The sequence below is a fragment of the Streptomyces sp. NBC_01471 genome (assembly GCF_041438865.1).
Classification (GTDB): Bacteria; Actinomycetota; Actinomycetes; order Streptomycetales; family Streptomycetaceae; genus Streptomyces.
The window spans coordinates 3,764,764-3,783,669 of sequence record NZ_CP109450.1 but is presented as its reverse complement, the minus strand read 5'-3'; the positions used below and the strand labels follow the sequence as shown (position 1 = coordinate 3,783,669).

Genomic DNA, 18,906 nt, shown 5'->3' with positions numbered 1-18,906 from the left:
AGCTTTCCGGACGGTCTAGAACGCAGCCTCGTCCAGGTCCATCAGCGAGGTGTCGACGGTCTCGGCGAGGGCGCGCTGCGCACTCACGTCCGGCAGGATGTTCGCCGCGAAGAACTTCGCGGCCGCGATCTTGCCCTGGTAGAACGCGGTGTCCTTCGCGGAAGCCGTCGGCAGCTTCTCGGCGGCCACCGCGGCACCCTTGAGCAGCAGGTACGCCACGACGACATCGCCCGAAGCCAGCAGCAGGCGGGTGGTGTTGAGCCCCACCTTGTAGATGTTCTTGACGTCCTCGCCGGTCGAGGTCAGGTCGGTGATCATCGCGCCGACGATCGCCTCCAGGTCCACCGCGGCCTTGGCCAGCTGGTCACGGGCGCCGGTCAGCTCCTCGCCGCCGGTGCCGGCCGCGAGGAACTTCTTGATCTCCTCGGAGAGGGTGTTCAGCGCGGCGCCCTGGTCGCGGACGATCTTCCGGAAGAAGAAGTCCTGGCCCTGGATCGCCGTCGTGCCCTCGTAGAGGGTGTCGATCTTGGCGTCCCGGATGTACTGCTCGACCGGGTACTCCTGGAGGTAGCCGGAGCCGCCGAAGGTCTGGAGCGACTGGGCCAGCTGCTCGTACGACTTCTCCGAGCCGTACCCTTTCACGATCGGCAGCAGCAGGTCGTTGAGGCCGTGCAGCGCCTTGGCGTCCTCGCCCGCGGCCTCCTTCTCCTGGATCGCGTCCTGGACGGACGCCGTGTAGAGGACCAGGGTGCGCATGCCCTCGGCGTACGCCTTCTGCGTCATCAGCGAGCGGCGCACGTCGGGGTGGTGCGTGATGGTGACCTTGGGCGCGGTCTTGTCCATGAACTGCGCGAGGTCGGGGCCCTGCACGCGCTCCTTGGCGTACTCCAGCGCGTTCAGGTAGCCGGTCGAGAGCGCCGCGATGGCCTTGGTGCCGACCATCATCCGGGCGAACTCGATGATGCGGAACATCTGGCGGATGCCCTCGTGCTTGTCACCGATCAGCCAGCCCTTGGCGGGGTGGCGGTCGCCGAACGTCATCTCGCAGGTGTTGGACGCCTTGAGGCCCATCTTGTGCTCGACGTTCGTCGCGTACACGCCGTTGCGCTCGCCCAGCTCGCCGGTGGTCCAGTCGAACTCGAACTTCGGCACCATGAAGAGCGAGAGGCCCTTGGTGCCGGGGCCCGCGCCCTCGGGGCGCGCCAGCACGTAGTGGATGATGTTGTCCGACATGTCGTGCTCGCCCGAGGTGATGAAGCGCTTCACGCCCTCGATGTGCCAGGAGCCGTCGTCCTGCCGCACGGCCTTCGTCCGCCCGGCGCCCACGTCCGAGCCGGCGTCCGGCTCGGTGAGGACCATGGTGGAGCCCCACTGCTTCTCGACCGCGATCTCCGCGATCTTCTTCTGCTCCTCGGTGCCCTCCTCGAAGAGGATCCCGGCGAAGGCCGGACCGGAGGAGTACATCCAGATCGCCGGGTTCGCGCCGAGCAGCAGCTCCGCGTACGCCCAGATCAGGGAGCGCGGCGCGGTGGTGCCGCCGATCTCCTCGGGCAGGCCGAGCCGCCAGTACTCGGACTCCATGAAGGCCTGGTAGGACTTCTTGAACGTGTCAGGCACGGGTGCCGTGTTGGTCTCCGGGTCGAAGACCGGCGGGTTGCGGTCGGCGTCGGCATAGGACTCCGCGAGCTCGTTCTCCGCGAGCCTGGCCACCTCGTCGAGGATGCTCTTCGCGGTGTCGACGTCCATCTCCGCGAACGGCCCGGCGCCGTACTGCTTGTCGCGGCCGAGGACCTCGAAGAGGTTGAACTCGATGTCGCGGAGATTCGACTTGTAGTGCCCCATGGCGACAGCCCTCTCGTAACGCGTACCTGTAACGAATACCAGCAAGTAGCTACGATGATGCTACCCGCCAGTAATAAGATGCAACCCCTATCGGGCAAGTGTGACGAGACCGCCCCTGCGGCGGGACCCCTTTACTCAGTACTCTTGCGCGCATGTACGGCTACGACTCGAACCCGAACCAGGGCGCCCAGCAGCAGTACGCCGCGCCGCAGCCCGGCTACGGTGACCAGCCGCTGTACCCCGAGCCGTCGCCGCCCTCGCTCGCCGACGGCGTGCGGGCCTTCACCACCGGCTCGATGGCCGCCGAGGACTTCCAGCAGATCTTCGCCACGTCGAAGGTCTACTGCCCGCGCGGTGACAACCCCGGATTCCTCGCCCTGCACAACACCCAGCAGCCGGTGATCCCGATGTTCACCTCGCTGAAGGAGCTCCGCAGGTACGCGGGCAAGGAGTCCAAGTACTTCGTGATCACCGGCGCCGAGGTGATCGATCTGCTGCCCACCGGGTACGGCTTCGTCCTCGACATGGAGGGTGAGCACCGGATGGTCTTCGACGCGAAGGCCGTGGAGCAGATGGTCGACTTCGCGATGCGGCGGATGTACGGCTGAGGGTTCGCCGTACGCAGCTCGATCCGGTCAATCTCTGGCTTGAACCGCGGGTCCGGCCCGCTCCGGGAATGCGCATGGCTTGCTGGATGTTCACCATTCAACTACTTTGAATGCCGAGCATCCTGCCAGGAGGGCCGCCATGCCTGCCGTGACCGTCGAGAATCCGCTGACCCTGCCGCGCGTCCACGCGCCCGAGGGCGCCGTGCCGCGTCCCGTGCTCGCGGTGTCCACCGCGCCGGGGGGCTTCGAGGGCGAGGGGTTCCCGGTGCGCCGCGCGTTCGCCGGGATCAACTACCAGTACCTCGACCCGTTCATCATGATGGACCAGATGGGTGAGGTGGAGTACGCGCCCGGCGAGCCCAAGGGCACGCCCTGGCACCCGCACCGCGGCTTCGAGACCGTCACGTATCTGATCGACGGCACCTTCGTCCACCAGGACTCCAACGGCGGCGGCGGCACGATCAACGACGGCGACACCCAGTGGATGACGGCGGGCTCCGGCCTGCTGCACATCGAGGCGCCGCCGGAGTCGCTGGTCGTGAGCGGCGGGCTCTTCCACGGGCTCCAGCTCTGGGTGAACCTCCCGGCGAGCGACAAGATGATGGCCCCGCGCTACCAGGACATCGGCGGCGGCCAGGTCCAGCTGCTCACCTCCGCCGACGGCGGTGCGCTGCTGCGGGTCATCGCGGGCGAGCTGGACGGCAATGACGGCCCCGGCATCACCCACACCCCGATCACGATGATCCACGCGACGGTACGGCCGGGCGCCGAGGTCACGCTGCCGTGGCGCGAGGACTTCAACGGCCTGGCGTACGTCATGGCCGGGCGCGGCTCCGTCGGTACGGACCGCCGCCCGGTCCGTACCGGCCAGACCGCGGTCTTCGGCGCGGGCTCCTCGCTGACCGTCCGCGCGGACGAGGCCCAGGACGCGAAGAGCCCTGACCTGGAGGTCGTCCTGCTGGGCGGGCGCCCGATACGGGAGCCGATGGCGCACTACGGACCGTTCGTCATGAACAGCGAGGCCGAGCTCAAGCAGGCGTTCGAGGACTTCCAGCGCGGCCGGCTGGGGACGGTGCCCGCGGTGCACGGGATGTAGTACGTGCCCGGGTGGCGGGCGGGCCTGCCCGCCACCCGGGCAGGTCCGCCACCCGCCCGGCCCCGGCGGACGAGCCGTCGCCCGGCCCCCGTGATCGGCTGGAGGCGTGCATACCCAGAAGCCGCTTCTCCCCGTCCACGCCCGTCGTCTGGCTGCCTGGTGTGTCGTCGCGCTGCTCGTCACGGGCGTGGCCGCGGTCGGGGTCTGGCTCTGTGTCACGCTCAAGAGCGCCGTCACCCCCGTGATGCTCGCCCTGCTCGGTACGGCGCTCCTCGGACCCGTCCACCGGTGGCTGGTCCGGATGCGGCTGAACAAATCACTCGCGGCCGGGCTCACCTGCGCCGTGCTCGTCGCCGTGGTCGGCGGCGCCGGGTACATCGTCGTCACCGCGCTCATCGACACCGGCGACCAGATCGTCGCCTCGCTCAAGGACGCCGGGAAGTGGATCGCCGATCACTTCGGGGTGGCCACCGGCGACGGCGTCACCAGCATCGCCGACAACGCCAAAAGCCTGCTCGGCAAGTTCGGCGCCAACGCGGCCGGCGGGCTGCTCAGCGGCCTGAGCCTGATCGGCACGCTCATCGCGACCAGCGTGCTGGCCCTGCTGCTCACCTTCTTCTTCATCCGCGACCGTGACCACGCCCGCGGCCTGGCGTACGCCATCGCGCCGAGCCACGGGGCCACCATAGAGGCCATGGCCCGCCGCGCCTTCGAGGCCGTCGAGGGGTTCATGCGCGGTACCACCCTGATCGCGCTCATCGACGCCGTCTGCATCTCGGTCGGCCTGCTGATCCTGCGGGTGCCGGGGGCGATCGGCCTCGGTGCGCTGGTGTTCGTCGGCGCCTACATCCCGTATCTCGGCGCGTTCATCTCCGGCGCGGTCGCCGTGCTGGTGGCCCTCGCGGACCGGGGATTCGTGATCGCGCTCTGGGCGCTGGGCGTGGTCCTGCTGGTGCAGGTGCTGGAGGGGCACGTGCTCCAGCCCGTGATCCAGAGCCGTACGGTCCAGATGCACCCGGCGATGGTGCTGATCTCGCTGACGGCCGGGGCCAGCGTCGCGGGGCTCCTGGGGATGCTGCTCGCCGTACCGGTGGCCGCGGCTGCCTTCGGGGTGATCGGCGAACTGCGGAGGCGCTACCCGCCGGAGCCCGAACCGGAGGCGGGGGCCGGTCCCGGCCCGGCATCCGGCGGGGACGGCTGAGCCGAACCGGTCCCGGTGCCCTGCGGGCCGTCCGGCTCCAGTAGTTCGTCGGGTGCGAGGTCGGCCAGGAAGTCGGACAGCAGATCGGCCGACGGCCCCTCGGAACCGTCCCCGGAATCACCGGAACCATCCGAATCCCCGGACCCGGCCGCCCCGTTCTTCGATTCACCGCGCGACTCGTAGAGCTCGAACCAGATCGACTTGCCGGACCCCTGCGGATCCACCCCCCACATGTCCGCGAGCATCTCCATGAGCAGCAGACCGCGCCCCGACGAGGCCATCTCGCCGGGGCGCCGCTTGTGCGGCAGTTCGTCACTGTCGTCGGAGACCTCGACCCGCAGCCGTCTGCTGCCGGGCTCACCGGTGACGTCCGCGATCAGCCTCGCATCGCCGTCCGTGTGGATGAGGACGTTCGTCGCCATCTCGGAGACCATCAGCGCGGCCGAGTCGACCTGTTCACTGTCCGCCCAGTCGTGCAGCAGCTCCCGCAGCTGGCTCCGGGCCGCCGAGATGCGCTCCGGCTGGGCCTGCGCGATCGTCAGGGAGATGTGGCGGGTCGTGCCCGCCCGTGCCGGCTCGCCCGCGCGGGACATCAGCAGGAGGGCGATGTCGTCCTCGCGGCGGTCCGAGAACGGTCCGGTGTGGTGGTGCTCCGGCGGGCCGTGCGCGGCCTGCACCAGTGCGTCGGCGAGGATCTCCAGGTTGTCCCCCGTGTGCCGCTCCAGCGTTCCGCGGATCCGCTCCCAGCCCGTGTCGAGATCGTGGCCGCCGGTCTCTATGAGCCCGTCCGTGCACATCATCAGCGTCTCGCCGGGCTGGAGCACCAGCCGGGTCGTCGGGTAGTCGGTGTCCGGATGGATGCCCAGCGGCAGCCCGCCCTCGACGGGCCGCACCAGTACCGTGCCGTCGATCGTGCGGACCGTCGGGTCGGGGTGGCCCGCCCGGGCGACGTCGAGTGTGCCGGTGGCCGGGTCGACCTCGATGTACAGACAGGTCGCGAAGCGCGGGGCGGGCGGCTCGTCGGAGTCGCCCTGGTCGTACGTGTCCGTGATGCCGTACAGGAAGCGCGAGGCCCGGGAGAGCACCGCGTCGGGCGGATGGCCCTCGGCCGCGTACGCGCGCAGGGCGATCCGCAGCTGGCCCATCATCCCGGCCGCCCGTACGTCGTGCCCCTGGACGTCTCCGATGACCAGCGCCACCCGGCCGCCGCCCTTGCCGTCCTCCTGCGCGGTGCTCCCCGGCAGCGCGATCACGTCGTACCAGTCACCGCCGACCTGGAGGCCGCCCCCGGTCGGCACATACCGTGCGGTGACCGTCATCCCGGGGATGCGGGGGCCCAGCATCGGCAGCATCGAACGCTGGAGCCCGAGCGACAGCTCGCGCTCGTTGTCGGCCACCCCGGCGCGGGCGAGGGCCTGGGCCAGCATCCGGGCGACCGTCGTCAGCACCGAGCGTTCGTCGGGCGAGAAGCTGACCGGATAGGCGAAGGCCGCCATCCAGGCCCCGATCGTCACCCCGGAGTCGACCAGCGGGACGAAGGCCCAGGAGTGCCGGTGGAGGGGCTCCACGGCGGGCCAGTACCGGGGATAGCGGTCGCGGTACGTGGCGGGCGTCGGCAGATAGATGGCCCGCCCCGTCCTGGCGACCTCGGCGGCGGGGTACTGCTCCGACGTGCTCATCGGGAACTCCGCGATCAAACCGTCCTGGCCGGGGTTGTGACCGTGGTGCCCGATGACCGTCAGCCAGTCGCCGGTGATCCCGAAGACCGCGAGGCCGTCCGGCTCGAACCCGGGCATGGAGAGTGAGGCGGCGACCCGCAGCACCTCCTCGGTGGACCTGGCCTCGGCGAGCGCGCGCCCCGCGTCCAGCAGGAACGCCTCGCGGGAGCGGCGCCAGTCACCGGTGATCGGGGTGTGCGCCGCGTCCCCCGGCTGCGGCTCCGCGACCTCCTGGAGGGTGCCGACCAGGACATAGCCGTCCGCGCCGATCAGCGGCTTGGAGCGGGTGCGGACGGTACGCAGCACCCGGCCCGTCTCGTCCACGATGCGCAGCCGGGCCTCGGCGAGGGTGTCCTCGGCGACCGCGAGATTCACCGTCCCGTTGATCTCGTTCCAGTCGACGGGGTGGAACCGGGAGCGGGCCGTGGCCTCGGAGACCGTGGACGGTTCGGCGGGCAGACCGAGGAGCCGGGCGGCTTCCGCGTCGAGCGTGACGATCCCGGCGGTGTTGTCCCATCGCCACAGGCCGGTCGCGATGGCGGCCAGGACGTCCTCGGTGCGCATTGACCCACTTTAAGAAGGTGGGACCGGCAGCCGCCACACAGGGTGCGTCCATGCGGCCTCCCCGGGGCTGTCGGCCCGGGCCGATAAAGGCGTAAAGGCATGGTGTGCCCGGCGGTACCCTGGTGCGAAGTACACCCTTCCCGCCTGTCTCGCGAAGAACTGGATGAACGATGCATCGGTACAGGTCCCACACGTGCGGCGAACTGCGCGCCTCCGACGTCGGCTCGGACGTCCGGCTGAGCGGCTGGCTGCACAATCGCCGAGACCTGGGCGGCATCCTCTTCATCGATCTGCGCGACCACCACGGCATCACGCAGCTCGTCGCCCGCCCCGGCACCCCCGCCAACGAGGCGCTCTCCAAGGTCACCAAGGAGACGGTCGTCCGGATCGACGGCAAGGTCTCCGCGCGCGGCACCGAGAACGTCAACGAGGAACTGCCGACCGGTGAGGTCGAGATCGAGGTCGGCGAGGTCGAGGTGCTCGGCGCCGCCGCCCCGCTCCCCTTCACCATCAACGCCGAGGACGGCGTCAACGAGGAGCGGCGCCTGGAGTACCGCTTCCTCGACCTGCGCCGCGAGCGCATGCACCGCAACATCATGCTGCGCACCGCTGTCATCTCCGCCATGCGGCACAAGATGACCGAGCTGGGCTTCAACGAGATGGCGACCCCGATCCTCACCGCGACCTCCCCCGAGGGCGCCCGTGACTTCGTGGTCCCCTCGCGGCTGCACCCCGGCAAGTTCTACGCGCTCCCGCAGGCGCCGCAGCAGTTCAAGCAGCTGCTGATGATCTCGGGCTTCGACCGCTACTTCCAGATCGCGCCCTGCTTCCGCGACGAGGACGCCCGCGCGGACCGCTCGCCCGGCGAGTTCTACCAGCTCGACGTCGAGATGAGCTTCGTCGAGCAGGAGGACGTGTTCGGTCCGATCGAGAAGCTGATGACCGAGCTGTTCGAGGAGTTCGGCAACGGCCGCCATGTCACCTCGCCGTTCCCGCGGATCCCGTTCCGCGAGTCGATGCTGAAGTACGGCAATGACAAGCCCGACCTGCGCGCCCAGCTCGAACTGGTCGATGTGTCGGACGTCTTCGCGGACTCCGGCTTCAAGGCCTTCGCCGGCCGGCACGTCCGCGCGCTGCCCGTACCGGACACCGCGGGCCAGTCCCGCAAGTTCTTCGACGGTCTCGGTGCGTACGCCGTCGAGCAGGGCGCCAAGGGCCTGGCCTGGGTGCGTGTCGGTGACGACGGTGCGCTCGCCGGGCCGATCGCCAAGTTCCTCACCGAGGCGGACATCGCGGCGCTCACCGAGCGTCTGGAACTCAAGCCCGGCCACGCGGTCTTCTTCGGCGCGGGCGAGTTCGACGAGGTCTCCAGGATCATGTCCGCGGTCCGCGTCGAGGCGGCCAAGCGGGCCGGCCACTTCGAGGAGGACGTGTTCCGGTTCTGCTGGATCGTCGACTTCCCGATGTACGAGAAGGACGAGGAGACCGGCAAGATCGACTTCTCGCACAACCCCTTCTCCATGCCCCAGGGCGGCTATGCCGACCTGGAGGAGAAGGACCCGCTCGACATCCTGGCGTACCAGTACGACATCGTCTGCAACGGCATCGAGCTCTCCTCGGGCGCCATCCGTAACCACGAGCCCGACCTGATGCTCAAGGCGTTCGAGATCGCCGGCTACGACCGGGAGACCGTGGAGCACGAGTTCGCCGGAATGCTCCGTGCGTTCCGTCTCGGCGCCCCGCCGCACGGCGGCATCGCCCCGGGCGTGGACCGTATCGTGATGCTGCTCGCCGACGAGCCGAACATCCGCGAGACGATCGCCTTCCCGCTCAACGGCAACGCGCAGGACCTCATGATGGGCGCCCCCACGGTGCTCGACGAGACCCGGCTGCGCGAGCTGAACATCCAGCTGCGCAAGCCCGCGGCCCCGGCGAAGGACAAGCAGGAGAAGTAACACCTCCCGGTTTCACGTGAAACAGCGGAACAGCCCCCGATCGACTGATCGGGGGCTGTTCCGTGCCTGCGGTGAGCCGTACGGGGCGTACCAGTACGACGTACTGATCGGCGTGCCGGTCAGGATCAAGACAGGGGACGGGGGCACTCTGATTCCGGCAAGTCCGTGTGTGCGCGGCGACGCGCCACGGCTCGCCCCGGAGGGAACTTCGCTGGGTTCCCGCAATGAATCGACGCCTACGGCACACACCAGTCGTTAACGGCGTGCAGCCGATGTGATCCGACGTTGATCCGACGTGAAAATGAAAGGCTCGTACATGTCTCTTCGCCGACTTCCCAGAGGTGCGCTCGTCGCGACCGCGCTGGTCACCGGTGGGTTGGTGCTCTCCGGATGTTCGGGGTTCCCGGGACACACGACAGCCCCGGCCCGAGCGGTCGAGGACAACAGCGGACATGGCGGGCCACCGGCGGCCGCAACACCCGTGACGCCCGCGGCCGGACCGCAGCTCCGCCGGGCCGCGGAGCTCCAGGTCAAGAAGATCCCCGCGCTCGGCCCCAAGACCCTGGCGAAGATCCCCGAGTCCGCCCGGCAGGCCGTCGTCGTCACCGGCGACGCACCGGACTCCAGCAGCTCCACGGCTCTCCTCTACGTCCGTGACCCGGCCAAGGGCTGGGAGCCGGTCTCCGACCCGTGGCCCGCGCACAACGCCCTGCACGGCTGGACCGAGAAGCACTACCAGGGCGATCTCCACTCACCCGCCGGAGTCTTCGGCCTGACCGACGCGGGCGGCCGCAAGGCGGACCCCGGCACCCGCCTGCCGTACGACCACCGGTCCTCCTTCGTCGCTGCGGGCATGGGCTTCGACGGAGAGTCCCTGGCGGGCGCCTTCGACTACGTGGTGGCGATCAACTACAACCACAAGCCGGGCACCACCCCGCTCGACTGGACCCGCCCGATGGGCGCGGACCGGGGCGGCGGCGTCTGGTTCCACGTCGACCACGGTGGCCCCACGCATGGCTGCGTCTCCCTGCCGGAGGACCGGATGAAGGAGCTGCTCCACTGGCTGGACCCGACGAAGGACCCGGTCGTGGTCATGGGGGACGCCGGGATGCTGGGGGAGTGAAGCCGCGCGGGGGCGTTGTGGCGCCCCGTAGGCTGGAGAGTGTCACCTACCCCTGAGGAGACCGTGGTGAGCGTCGTGGAAGAGCGGTGCACCGTCCTGACCCAGGAAGTGTTCGAAGAGCTGGCCCGGCACGCCATACGAACCGACGAAGCGGTGCGTCTGGAGTTCGTGAACGGAACGTTGGGGGTCAAGGCTGTGCCGGACGGGGACCACGGGCGGATCATCGAGTGGCTGACGCGCCTGTGCATGCAGGCCGACCCCAGGTTGTGGCTCTATCCGGAGCAGGGCCTGCGGATCGAGAGCTACCGCAGGGGCAACGCCCGCCCCGATGGGACCCTCGCTCCGAGCGGCACGTTCGTCGGTCAGGGTGAGTGGGCCAGTGCGGACGGTGTGCTGATGGTGGTCGAGGTGACCTCGAACGACGCCGACACCGACCGCCGGGACCGGGTGGAGAAGCCGCGCGCCTATGCCGAGACGGAGATCCCCGTCTATCTGCTGATCGACCGTGACGCGGGCGAGGTCAAGGTCCACTCGCAGCCGGACGGTGTGCGGTACGAACAGGTGGTCACGGTCCCGTTCGGAAAGAGCGTCGAGCTGCCCGGCCCGGTCGGGATCGAGCTGGACACCGAGCCGCTGACGGCCTGGGTGCGCTGACGTACAGCACGGCAGGAGGGCCCGGAACCGAGCACGGTTCCGGGCCCTCCTGCCGTAGCCCGGCCCGGTTACGCGGGCTTCTCCTCCAGGCGGGGGAACAGCACCGCGCCCTTCGTCACCGTCGCGCCGGCCGGGAGCTGACCCCAGGCGCCGGACTCCTGGAGCGGCTGGTCCGCCAGCGCGCCGAGACCCGCCTCGGCGCCCAGCGACTCCCACAGGCTCTGCGAGGTCTCCGGCATCACCGCGTTCAGCAGGACCGCGACACCGCGCAGCGACTCGGCGGCGGTGTAGAGGATGGTCGCGAGGCGGGCCCGGCCCTCCGGCGACTCGTCCTTGGCGACCTTCCACGGTTCCTGCTCCGTGATGTAGCCGTTGACCTGCTTCACGAAGTCGAAGACCGCCAGGATGCCGCCCTGGAAGTCCAGCTCCTCGCCGATCAGCCGGTCGGACGCGGCGACCGCCTTGGCGAGACCGTCCTGGACCGCCTGCTCGGCAGCGCCCGGGGCCTGGGCGGCCGGCAGGGTTCCGCCGTAGTACTTGCCGACCATGGCGGCCACGCGCGAGGCGAGATTGCCGTAGTCGTTCGCCAGCTCGGAGGTGTAGCGGGCGGAGAAGTCCTCCCACGAGAACGACCCGTCGCTGCCGAAGGCGATGGCCCGCAGGAAGTACCAGCGGTAGGCGTCCACGCCGAAGTGCGAGGTCAGGTCCTGCGGCTTGATGCCGGTCAGGTTCGACTTCGACATCTTCTCGCCGCCGACCATCAGCCAGCCGTTCGCCGCGACCCTGCCGGGCACCGGCAGGCCCTGGGCCATCAGCATCGCGGGCCAGATCACCGCGTGGAAGCGCAGGATGTCCTTGCCGACCAGGTGCACGTCGGCCGGGAACGTCTCGTCGAACTTCTGCTGGTTCGCGCCGTAGCCGACGGCCGTGGCGTAGTTGAGGAGAGCGTCCACCCAGACGTAGATGACGTGCTTCTCGTCCCACGGCACCGGGACGCCCCAGTCGAAGGTCGAGCGCGAGATCGACAGGTCCTGAAGCCCCTGCCGTACGAAGTTCACGACCTCGTTGCGCGCCGACTCGGGCTGGATGAAGCCCGGGTTGGCCTCGTAGAACTCCAGCAGCTTCGGGCCGTACTCGCTCAGCTTGAAGAAGTAGTTCTCCTCCTTGAGGATCTCCACCGGCTTCTTGTGGATCGGGCACAGCTTCTGACCGGGGAAGTCGGGCTCGCCCTCGATCAGGTCGCCGGGGAGCTTGTACTCCTCGCAGCCCACGCAGTACGGGCCTTCGTACCCGCCCTTGTAGATCTCGTCCTTGTCGAACAGGTCCTGCACGAACTCCTGCACACGGTCCGTGTGCCGCTTCTCCGTCGTCCGGATGAAGTCGTCGTTCGCGATGTTCAGATGATCCCAGAGGGGCTTCCAGGACTCTTCGACGAGCTTGTCGCACCACTCCTGCGGTGTGACGTTGTTCGCCTCGGCCGTGCGCATGATCTTCTGACCGTGCTCGTCCGTGCCGGTGAGGTACCACACCTTCTCGCCGCGCTGACGGTGCCAGCGCGTGAGCACGTCTCCTGCGACGGTCGTGTAGGCGTGGCCCAGGTGAGGAGCGTCGTTGACGTAGTAAATGGGGGTCGATACGTAGTACGCGTTCGTCCCCTGCTTCTCAGATCCAGTGGCCGCCATGGTCGAAATCCTAACGGCCCAGCGCCGGGCATCCGAACGGGATTGTGCCGGGGCCCCCGTCCGGTGGACGGGGGCCCGGTCGGCCGGTGCTGTCCGGTGTCAGCCCTTGCGCGCTGCCAGCCAGGCCGGGAAGGCCGCGAGCAGCTGCTCGTACACCTCGGAGTCGGCCAGCTCACGCGGGGTGGGACCCGCGTGGAAGAACGCGGCGTGCGGGACGTCCAGCTTCCGCAGGAAGTCGAACGCCTTCGACTCGTGGTCGCCGAAGGCCACGAACTGCCAGAACAGCGGCTTGTCGGCCACCTCGGCGATGGCCTGCTTGGCCACGACCTTGGCGTCCGGGGCGCCGTCCGTCTGGAAGATCACCAGGGCCGGGGCGGTGGGGTCGGCGGACTTCGCGTGCAGCTCGGCGACCTCCTCGACGGCCCGGTGGTAACTGGTGCGGCCCAGCCGTCCCAGTCCGGCGTGCAGCTCGTCGACGCGGCCCTCGTAGGTGTCGAGCGTCAGCTCTCCGGTGCCGTCGATGTCCGTCGAGAAGAAGACGACACGGACGGTGGCCTGCTCGTCGAGGTGCGCGGCGAGGGCGAGGGTCTGCTCGCCGAGAGCCTGCGCGCTGCCGTCCTTGTAGTACGGCCGCATGGAACCCGACCGGTCGAGCACGAGATAGACGGCGGCCCTGGCGTTGCTCAGCCCGGCCTTGTCGATCTCCGCTCCGGCGGCCTCGTAGGCGCTGACGAGCTGGGGCGCGCGAGTCGCGAGGCCGGCGGCGGCGGGGGCGGCGGTCGTCGCCGGGGATACGGGTTCGGCCGCTTCTTCCCCTACGCCAGCCTGCGCGTCTGCGTCGGCCTCTGCCGCTGTCTTCGCCTCTGCGTCTGCCTCTGCCTGTACGGGCTCGGTCGCAGGTGCGGCCTCGGGCTCGGGCTCGGTTTCGGGGACAGCCTCGGGCTCCGTTTCGGTGACCGGCTCTGCCGTCGGCTCGGCGGCCTCTGCCGTGGTCTCGACCTCAGCCTTGTCCTCCGCCTGGGCCTCCGCGTCGGCCTCCGGCTCCGCCTCAGCCACGACCGGTTCCGGCTCAACCGCGACCGGCTCCGGCTCGGCTTCCGCCTCCGCTTCCGTCTCTGTCCCGGTCGGCTCCGCGTCCGCCTTCTCCGGCTCAACAGCCGTCGCCTCGGCTGCAACCGGCTCCGTTTCGGCCTCAGCCTCCGGCTCGACGGCCTCAGCCTCCGGCTCCGCCGCGACGGGAGCGGGCTCCGGCTCGGTCCTCGGCTCCGGCTTCAGTTCCGGCGCAGACACCTCCGACGCCTTCGCCTGGGCCGGGACAGTCGGCTCCGCCTGCCTCGGCTTCGGGTTGTCGAAAGCCTCCGCCACCAGGTCGGACGCGATCCCGGTACCGGACCTGCGCACCGGCTTCGGCGCCGGCTTCTCGGCTGCGGGTACGGAGGTCGACGCCTTGTCGGCCTGGGCGGGCAGTGACACCGTGCGGGGCTTCTCCGACGACGCGCCCTCCGACGAAGTCCGTTCCGACGAGGCCCGTTCCGAAGATGCCTTCCCCGTTGCCGTCTCCGACGACGATGTCACCTTCTCCGGCGAGGACTCCGCAGAAGTCTGTGCCGTCGTTCCGGTGTGCGCCGCCTTCGCGGGCGTCGTCGTACGCTCGGCCTGGGCCGGAACGGTAGTGGCCGCCGACGGCTCACCGGACTCCACGCGGTCGCGTCCAAACACCTTGCGCAGCAAGCTCCGAATGCCCATGGGCGAGACCTTTCGCAATGATTCGCAATGAGTCGAGTACGAGACAAGTCCGCGCCGACGGGAGTCGATCCCTGGCCAGGGCGGACACGTAAGGTTAGCGACCGCCTTGGGCGATCTTGGACCGACCGGCCCTGAACGGCCGGTCTCAGGAGAGGGTAGGACTCACGCCGCCGGGTCGGGCTCCAGGTCGAGCCGTGCGCGGGTCGTGTCGGCGAACAGTGCCGACAGCCGGGCGCCGTCCGGCTCTCCAGGAGCGAACAGCCCGGCCGCACGGGCCCGTACGACCAGCCGGTCGTGCGCGTCCACGGTTTCCGAGACGCCCCGGGTCTCCACCACGTCCCACCAGGCATCGAGGTTCCGGCCGAACCAGTCGGGCAGCCCGCACGGCCGGGACACCGCGTCCCAGAAATCGTCGAGCGAGGCGAGCGGTAGCGTGCGCAGATCCACGACCAGTTCGGAGCCCATGGCAGCGGATGGTACGCGGTAGGTACGACCGGTGTACCGGGCCGACGCCACCCGGACTCGACGGTGGCTCCACGGGGAACACGGCCTCACCCTCAGTGACGGTCTAGAGCAACTCCCCGTAGGCCGCTGCCAGCTCCTCGTACACCACGTCCAGCTCCGCCCCGTCCGTCCCGGGCCGTGCCGCGAGCAGCAGCCGCACCCCGAGGGGGTCCCCGTGCAGCGGTCTTATCACCAGGTCGGGTCTGGGTCTGGTCGTCGGCTGGCAGACCGTGACCACCTCGCCGGACGCGACCAGGGCGAACGCCGTGAGGTAATCGCCGTGCAGCACACGGGGATTGAGCCCTGCCTCGCGCAGCATCCGGCGCATCCCGTCCCACTCGCCGTCCACGGTCGGGTCGACCATCCACTGGTCCGTCGCCAGGTCGGCCAGTTTCACCACCGGGTCGGCCGCCGCCGGATGATCGGCGGCCAGCGTCACGGACTGCGGTTCGCGCTCGACCAGGACGCGGATCTCCAGGCCGTCCGGTACGCGCAGCGGGCACCCCTCGACCTCGTGCACGAAGGCCACGTCCAGCTGACCCGAGGCCACAAGACGCAGCAGCGCGTTGGCCGACACGTCCATGTGGAGCGACGTATCGGTGTCCGGCAGCCGGGTGCGCAGCCGGCGCAGCCAGCCGGGGATGGCACGGCTCGCCGTCGCACCGATCCGCAGCCGGGGCCCGGCCGCGCGCGCGGCGGCGGCCTTGGCCTCGGTGACCAGCGAGCGCATCTCGTCGATCAGCGGCCTGGCCCGGCTGAGCACGGTGCGCCCCAGCGGGGTGGGCCGACAGCCCGTGCGGGCGCGGGAGAAGAGCTGCCCGCCCAGGGAGTTCTCGATCCGGCGGAGCTGTGTGGTGAGCGAGGGCTGGCTCATGCCCAGCTCACGGGCCGCCCGGTGCAGGCTGCCGGTGTCCGCTATGGCGCACAGTGCGCGGAGATGCCGCACCTCAAGGTCCATGGAACCAGAGAGTAGGGGTGTGCCCGGGGCCGCACCAGACCATCAAACCCGCACCGATAGCCCCAAGTTATCGCCAGTTGCCATCATCCCGGCGGGGCGCCCGCACAGCACACTCTCCGGTACCACCCGTTCACCCCCACACCGGACGAGTAGGAGCCCCCACATGAAGCACCGTAATACCGCGTTGTCCGCGATCCTCGGCCTCGGCATCGCCGCCGCCCTCGGTACCGCGGCCCCCGTCCAGGCGGCCACCACCACGGTCGCCCCCGTACCGCACACCGCGGCGCAGGGCGCCCAGCACTACGCGAGTGCGAAGCAGGAGGCGGGCAACAAGGCCTTCTTCGAGGCCGTCGTGAAGTCGGTCGCGAAGAAGCAGGCGGCCCACCCCGGGCTCAAGTCCGTCACCATCACCTACGACGCCTCGGCCGCGCCCAGTTACCAGAGCCAGATAGCGGCCAGCGCGCAGATATGGAACGCGGCGGAGACCAACGTCAAGCTCCAGGCGGGCTCCTCCGGCGCCGACTTCTCCTACCGTGAGGGCGACGACCCGCAGGGTTCGTACGCCTCGACGGACGGACACGGCAGCGGCTTCGTCTTCCTGGACCACGCGCAGACCCAGGAGTACGACTCGGTCCGCGTCACCGCCCATGAGACCGGCCATGTGCTCGGCCTTCCCGACGACTACAGCGGCCCGTGCAGCGAGCTGATGTCGGGCGGCGGCCCCGGCCCGTCCTGCACCAACCAGCAGCCGGACGCCCAGGAGCGCGCCCAGGTCGACGCCCTGTGGGCGAACGGTTTCGCCAAGGCGCTGGCCAAGGCGAACGTGGCGCGCAGGTCCTGACAGCCGGACCGTCGCGTCGGACCCCGACACCCGGATCCTGACGCGGATGCCCTGACGCCACCTCCCCGGCGTCGGCCCCCCACCCCCGCACCCGGCGTCGTTGACGATGCCGGGTGCGGGTGACCTGCCGGGGCGGAACAAGCCGGGCCGGGCCATCCCGGCCCGGCTCCGCCGTGTCCGGGTCCGTGCCGGTCGCTGGAGCCAGGACCGGTGTCCGGCCCTCCGTTCAGCGTTGCGGCGAGGCGATCTCCCGTGCCGCGACGACCTCCTGGCGCAGCGGGGCGAGTACGCCCTCGTCGTCGCCCTCGATCCGGGTCGGTACCTCCACCAGGGTCGCGCTGGACCGCAGCCCCTGTGCCAGTTCCCGCAACTGCTTCGTCACCTCGCCGACTTCCTCCGGAGCGGGCGGCCGGGCCCCGTGGTCGACGCGTACCCGCGCGGCCGTCGTCGCGTCCACGATCCGTTCCGCCGCGACGACCAGTGGCCACCAGGCGGCGGCCCGCTTCCCGGTCGGCGGCGGTTCGGTCAGGGCCCGCTGGAACTCCGTCCGTACGACCGACAGATCGCGATAGAGCCGCCGCCGCAGCCGCGCCCGGTCACCGTGGTCGCCCGGGGCGGCCGTACCGCCGTCCGTCCGCGCCCCCGTGACACCGTCCGTCCGCGTACCCGCACCGCTGTCCGTCCGGCCGGATCCGATTCCCCCGCCGAAGGCGCACTCGACGTAGCGCGCGCTCTCCTCGACCGCCACGGCCAGCCGGTCGCCGATCCGGGTGTGCCAGCTCTCCGGCCAGAGCAGATACCCCGCGATCAGGGTGATCCCGCAGCCGATCAGGCTGTCGAGCAGCCGGGGCAGCACCAGATGGAACCCCAGATGGTTGAGCTGGTCGGAGATCAGCAGGATCACCGGGGTGATGGCCGCGGTCTGGAAGGCGTACCCGTTCGCGGAGACCGCCGGGATCAGCGCCGCGAGCACCACCATCACCGGTACGTCCCACCAGCCGCGCGGCACGACCCCGAGGACCAGCGCGGCGGTGAGCACCCCCACCGCCGTGCCGAGCGCACGCAGCACCGCGCGGGAGAAGACCGAACCGAAGTCCGGCTTGAGCACGAAGGTGACGGTGAGCGCGACCCAGTACGAGCGGGGCACGCTCACCACCGACACCAGCACCTGCGCGAGGCCGATGCAGAGCGCGAGCCGCAGTCCGTAGCGCCAGGAGGTGGGCGAGAGCAGGACGGTGGCGGCGGCGCGGCGGGCCCGTACGCCGAGTTCGGCGGGGCGGCCGAGCCGGTCGTCCGCGCCGTAGTGGTCCGGGTGGTCCGAGTCCGCGTGGTGGACGACGGCGGCCGCGTGCCGCAGCGCCGCGTTCATGGCGCGGTCGGCGGGCCCCTCGGGCTCGGGGAGCACCAGGTCGGGCACCGCGTCCGACCGGCCCGTGGCGACGACATCGGCCAAGTCCCGCACCGCTGCGGCGATCTCGGGACGGCGTGAGGCGCGGCCGTGCAGATGGGCCGCCGCGGCCGCCTCGATCAGCGGGACGAGCACATTGAGCTGGGCGAGCAGCCGCACCATCGACGTGCTGCGGCCGTGGTAGTGGGCGCGCCGGGCGAGGATCAGGTCGTACGAGGCGTTGAGCGAGCCGGTCACGGCCTGGCGTCTGTCGCCGTACGCGGTCGTGCCCGCGGCCGCGAGCAGTTCGGCGGCTGCCCGGTAGGTCGCGGCGACCGCGGTCCGTTCCGGGGTCCGCGCCCGCAGCGGCCAGCCGACCAGCGCGAGCACCAGCACGAAGAGCCCGCCGAGCGAGAGCAGCAGCGGGGCCTTCCACCAGGGGCCCGGCATCGGGAGGCCCGCGCCCACCACGGAGTTGAGCAGGAGCAGCAGCCCCGACACGGACGCCACCGCGCCGATCGTGGAGATCATCCCGGAGACCAGCGCGACCAGCGTGAGGACGGCGACGGCGATCCAGCCGTCGCCGTACACGAGGGTGCCGATCATGACGCCGACCGCGCCGAAGCACTGCGGCACGGCGATGTTGAAGATCCGCATCCGGTACGCGTCTGCGGTGTCGCCGATGACGCCCGAGAGCGCGCCCATGGCGACCAGCGCCCCGTACCCGGGCTGTCCGGCGGCGAGGCCGACCGCCAGCGGCGCGGCGAGTGCGATGCTCGCGCGGACCACGGCGGCCCGGGGGATCGGCGCGCGCTGCGGGCGCAGCCCCCGGATCAGCCACTCCGGCGGCGAGATCAGCGGCTGTTTCCGCTGTGTGTCTGCTCTGCTGCCGACCGTGTCACCCATGCCAACAAAATACGTCCTGGCGTGCGGTTTTCGTCCGCCGCGTGCGTCCAGGGACATCGCGGGGTGCACACGGGGCGCGAGATGCCCCGGTACGCCGCCTGTTACGCCGTACGAGTTGCCG

Annotated in this window: 15 protein-coding genes; 8 read left to right on the top strand and 7 right to left on the bottom strand. The window is 70.3% G+C overall.

Features of this window, described 5'->3' with window-relative positions:
* Nucleotides 1-15: 15 nt before the first annotated feature.
* On the bottom strand, nucleotides 16-1,842 hold the full coding sequence (locus OG285_RS16555) for an acyl-CoA dehydrogenase (RefSeq protein WP_356826905.1): 1,827 nt from the start codon (nucleotides 1,840-1,842) through the stop codon (nucleotides 16-18).
* Between the two features lie 152 nt (nucleotides 1,843-1,994).
* Between OG285_RS16555 and OG285_RS16550 the strand changes: the two genes are divergently transcribed.
* The 3 genes from OG285_RS16550 (at nucleotide 1,995) to OG285_RS16540 (ending at nucleotide 4,747) form a co-directional block, all read left to right on the top strand.
* Complete coding sequence (locus OG285_RS16550; protein ID WP_164264700.1) at nucleotides 1,995-2,450, top strand: SseB family protein; 456 nt, start codon at nucleotides 1,995-1,997, stop codon at nucleotides 2,448-2,450.
* A 139-nt stretch (nucleotides 2,451-2,589) separates the two neighbouring features.
* Nucleotides 2,590-3,546 carry a pirin family protein gene (locus OG285_RS16545; protein WP_371791403.1) on the top strand — a complete coding sequence of 319 codons (957 nt, stop codon included), beginning with the start codon at nucleotides 2,590-2,592 and terminating at the stop codon, nucleotides 3,544-3,546.
* 106 nt (nucleotides 3,547-3,652) lie between these two features.
* Nucleotides 3,653-4,747 carry an AI-2E family transporter gene (locus OG285_RS16540; protein WP_371791402.1) on the top strand — a complete coding sequence of 365 codons (1,095 nt, stop codon included), beginning with the start codon at nucleotides 3,653-3,655 and terminating at the stop codon, nucleotides 4,745-4,747.
* Here the strand turns inward: OG285_RS16540 and OG285_RS16535 are convergent.
* Nucleotides 4,681-7,029 (bottom strand): SpoIIE family protein phosphatase, encoded by a 2,349-nt coding sequence (locus tag OG285_RS16535; RefSeq protein WP_371791401.1) that lies wholly within the window; start codon nucleotides 7,027-7,029, stop codon nucleotides 4,681-4,683. The two genes, OG285_RS16540 and OG285_RS16535, sit on opposite strands and share 67 nt — an antisense overlap.
* 170 nt (nucleotides 7,030-7,199) lie before the next feature.
* On the opposite strand from OG285_RS16535, the gene aspS reads away from it, so the two are divergent.
* From aspS to OG285_RS16520, 3 genes are all read left to right on the top strand, one after another.
* Nucleotides 7,200-8,984, top strand: a complete 1,785-nt coding sequence (gene aspS / locus OG285_RS16530; RefSeq protein WP_356826661.1) for an aspartate--tRNA ligase — start codon at nucleotides 7,200-7,202, stop codon at nucleotides 8,982-8,984.
* A gap of 316 nt (nucleotides 8,985-9,300) precedes the next feature.
* Nucleotides 9,301-10,107: a L,D-transpeptidase family protein gene (locus tag OG285_RS16525; RefSeq protein ID WP_356826659.1), complete on the top strand. Its 807-nt coding sequence runs from the start codon at nucleotides 9,301-9,303 to the stop codon at nucleotides 10,105-10,107.
* Nucleotides 10,108-10,173: 66 nt separating this feature from the next.
* Nucleotides 10,174-10,761: a Uma2 family endonuclease gene (locus OG285_RS16520; RefSeq protein ID WP_371791400.1), complete on the top strand. Its 588-nt coding sequence runs from the start codon at nucleotides 10,174-10,176 to the stop codon at nucleotides 10,759-10,761.
* Between the two features lie 68 nt (nucleotides 10,762-10,829).
* Here OG285_RS16520 and metG read toward each other — a convergent pair whose 3' ends face one another.
* Both metG and OG285_RS16510 read right to left on the bottom strand, forming a co-directional pair.
* Nucleotides 10,830-12,443, bottom strand: coding sequence for a methionine--tRNA ligase (gene metG / locus OG285_RS16515; RefSeq protein WP_371791399.1), 1,614 nt, complete (start codon nucleotides 12,441-12,443; stop codon nucleotides 10,830-10,832).
* A gap of 99 nt (nucleotides 12,444-12,542) precedes the next feature.
* Nucleotides 12,543-13,916 (bottom strand): VWA domain-containing protein, encoded by a 1,374-nt coding sequence (locus tag OG285_RS16510; protein WP_371791398.1) that lies wholly within the window; start codon nucleotides 13,914-13,916, stop codon nucleotides 12,543-12,545.
* Between the two features lies 1 nt (nucleotide 13,917).
* On the opposite strand from OG285_RS16510, the gene OG285_RS16505 reads away from it, so the two are divergent.
* Nucleotides 13,918-14,220 carry a hypothetical protein gene (locus OG285_RS16505; protein WP_371791397.1) on the top strand — a complete coding sequence of 101 codons (303 nt, stop codon included), beginning with the start codon at nucleotides 13,918-13,920 and terminating at the stop codon, nucleotides 14,218-14,220.
* 131 nt (nucleotides 14,221-14,351) lie between these two features.
* Here the strand turns inward: OG285_RS16505 and OG285_RS16500 are convergent, their stop codons facing one another.
* Both OG285_RS16500 and OG285_RS16495 read right to left on the bottom strand, forming a co-directional pair.
* Nucleotides 14,352-14,654, bottom strand: a complete 303-nt coding sequence (locus tag OG285_RS16500) for a barstar family protein (protein WP_356826651.1) — start codon at nucleotides 14,652-14,654, stop codon at nucleotides 14,352-14,354.
* 103 nt (nucleotides 14,655-14,757) lie between these two features.
* On the bottom strand, nucleotides 14,758-15,651 hold the full coding sequence (locus tag OG285_RS16495) for a LysR substrate-binding domain-containing protein (RefSeq protein WP_371791396.1): 894 nt from the start codon (nucleotides 15,649-15,651) through the stop codon (nucleotides 14,758-14,760).
* 163 nt (nucleotides 15,652-15,814) lie between these two features.
* On the opposite strand from OG285_RS16495, the gene snpA reads away from it, so the two are divergent.
* Nucleotides 15,815-16,492: a snapalysin gene (snpA, locus tag OG285_RS16490; protein ID WP_356826647.1), complete on the top strand. Its 678-nt coding sequence runs from the start codon at nucleotides 15,815-15,817 to the stop codon at nucleotides 16,490-16,492.
* 226 nt (nucleotides 16,493-16,718) lie between these two features.
* Here the strand turns inward: snpA and OG285_RS16485 are convergent, their stop codons facing one another.
* Nucleotides 16,719-18,785, bottom strand: coding sequence for an FUSC family protein (locus OG285_RS16485; protein ID WP_371791395.1), 2,067 nt, complete (start codon nucleotides 18,783-18,785; stop codon nucleotides 16,719-16,721).
* Nucleotides 18,786-18,906 lie beyond the last annotated feature (121 nt).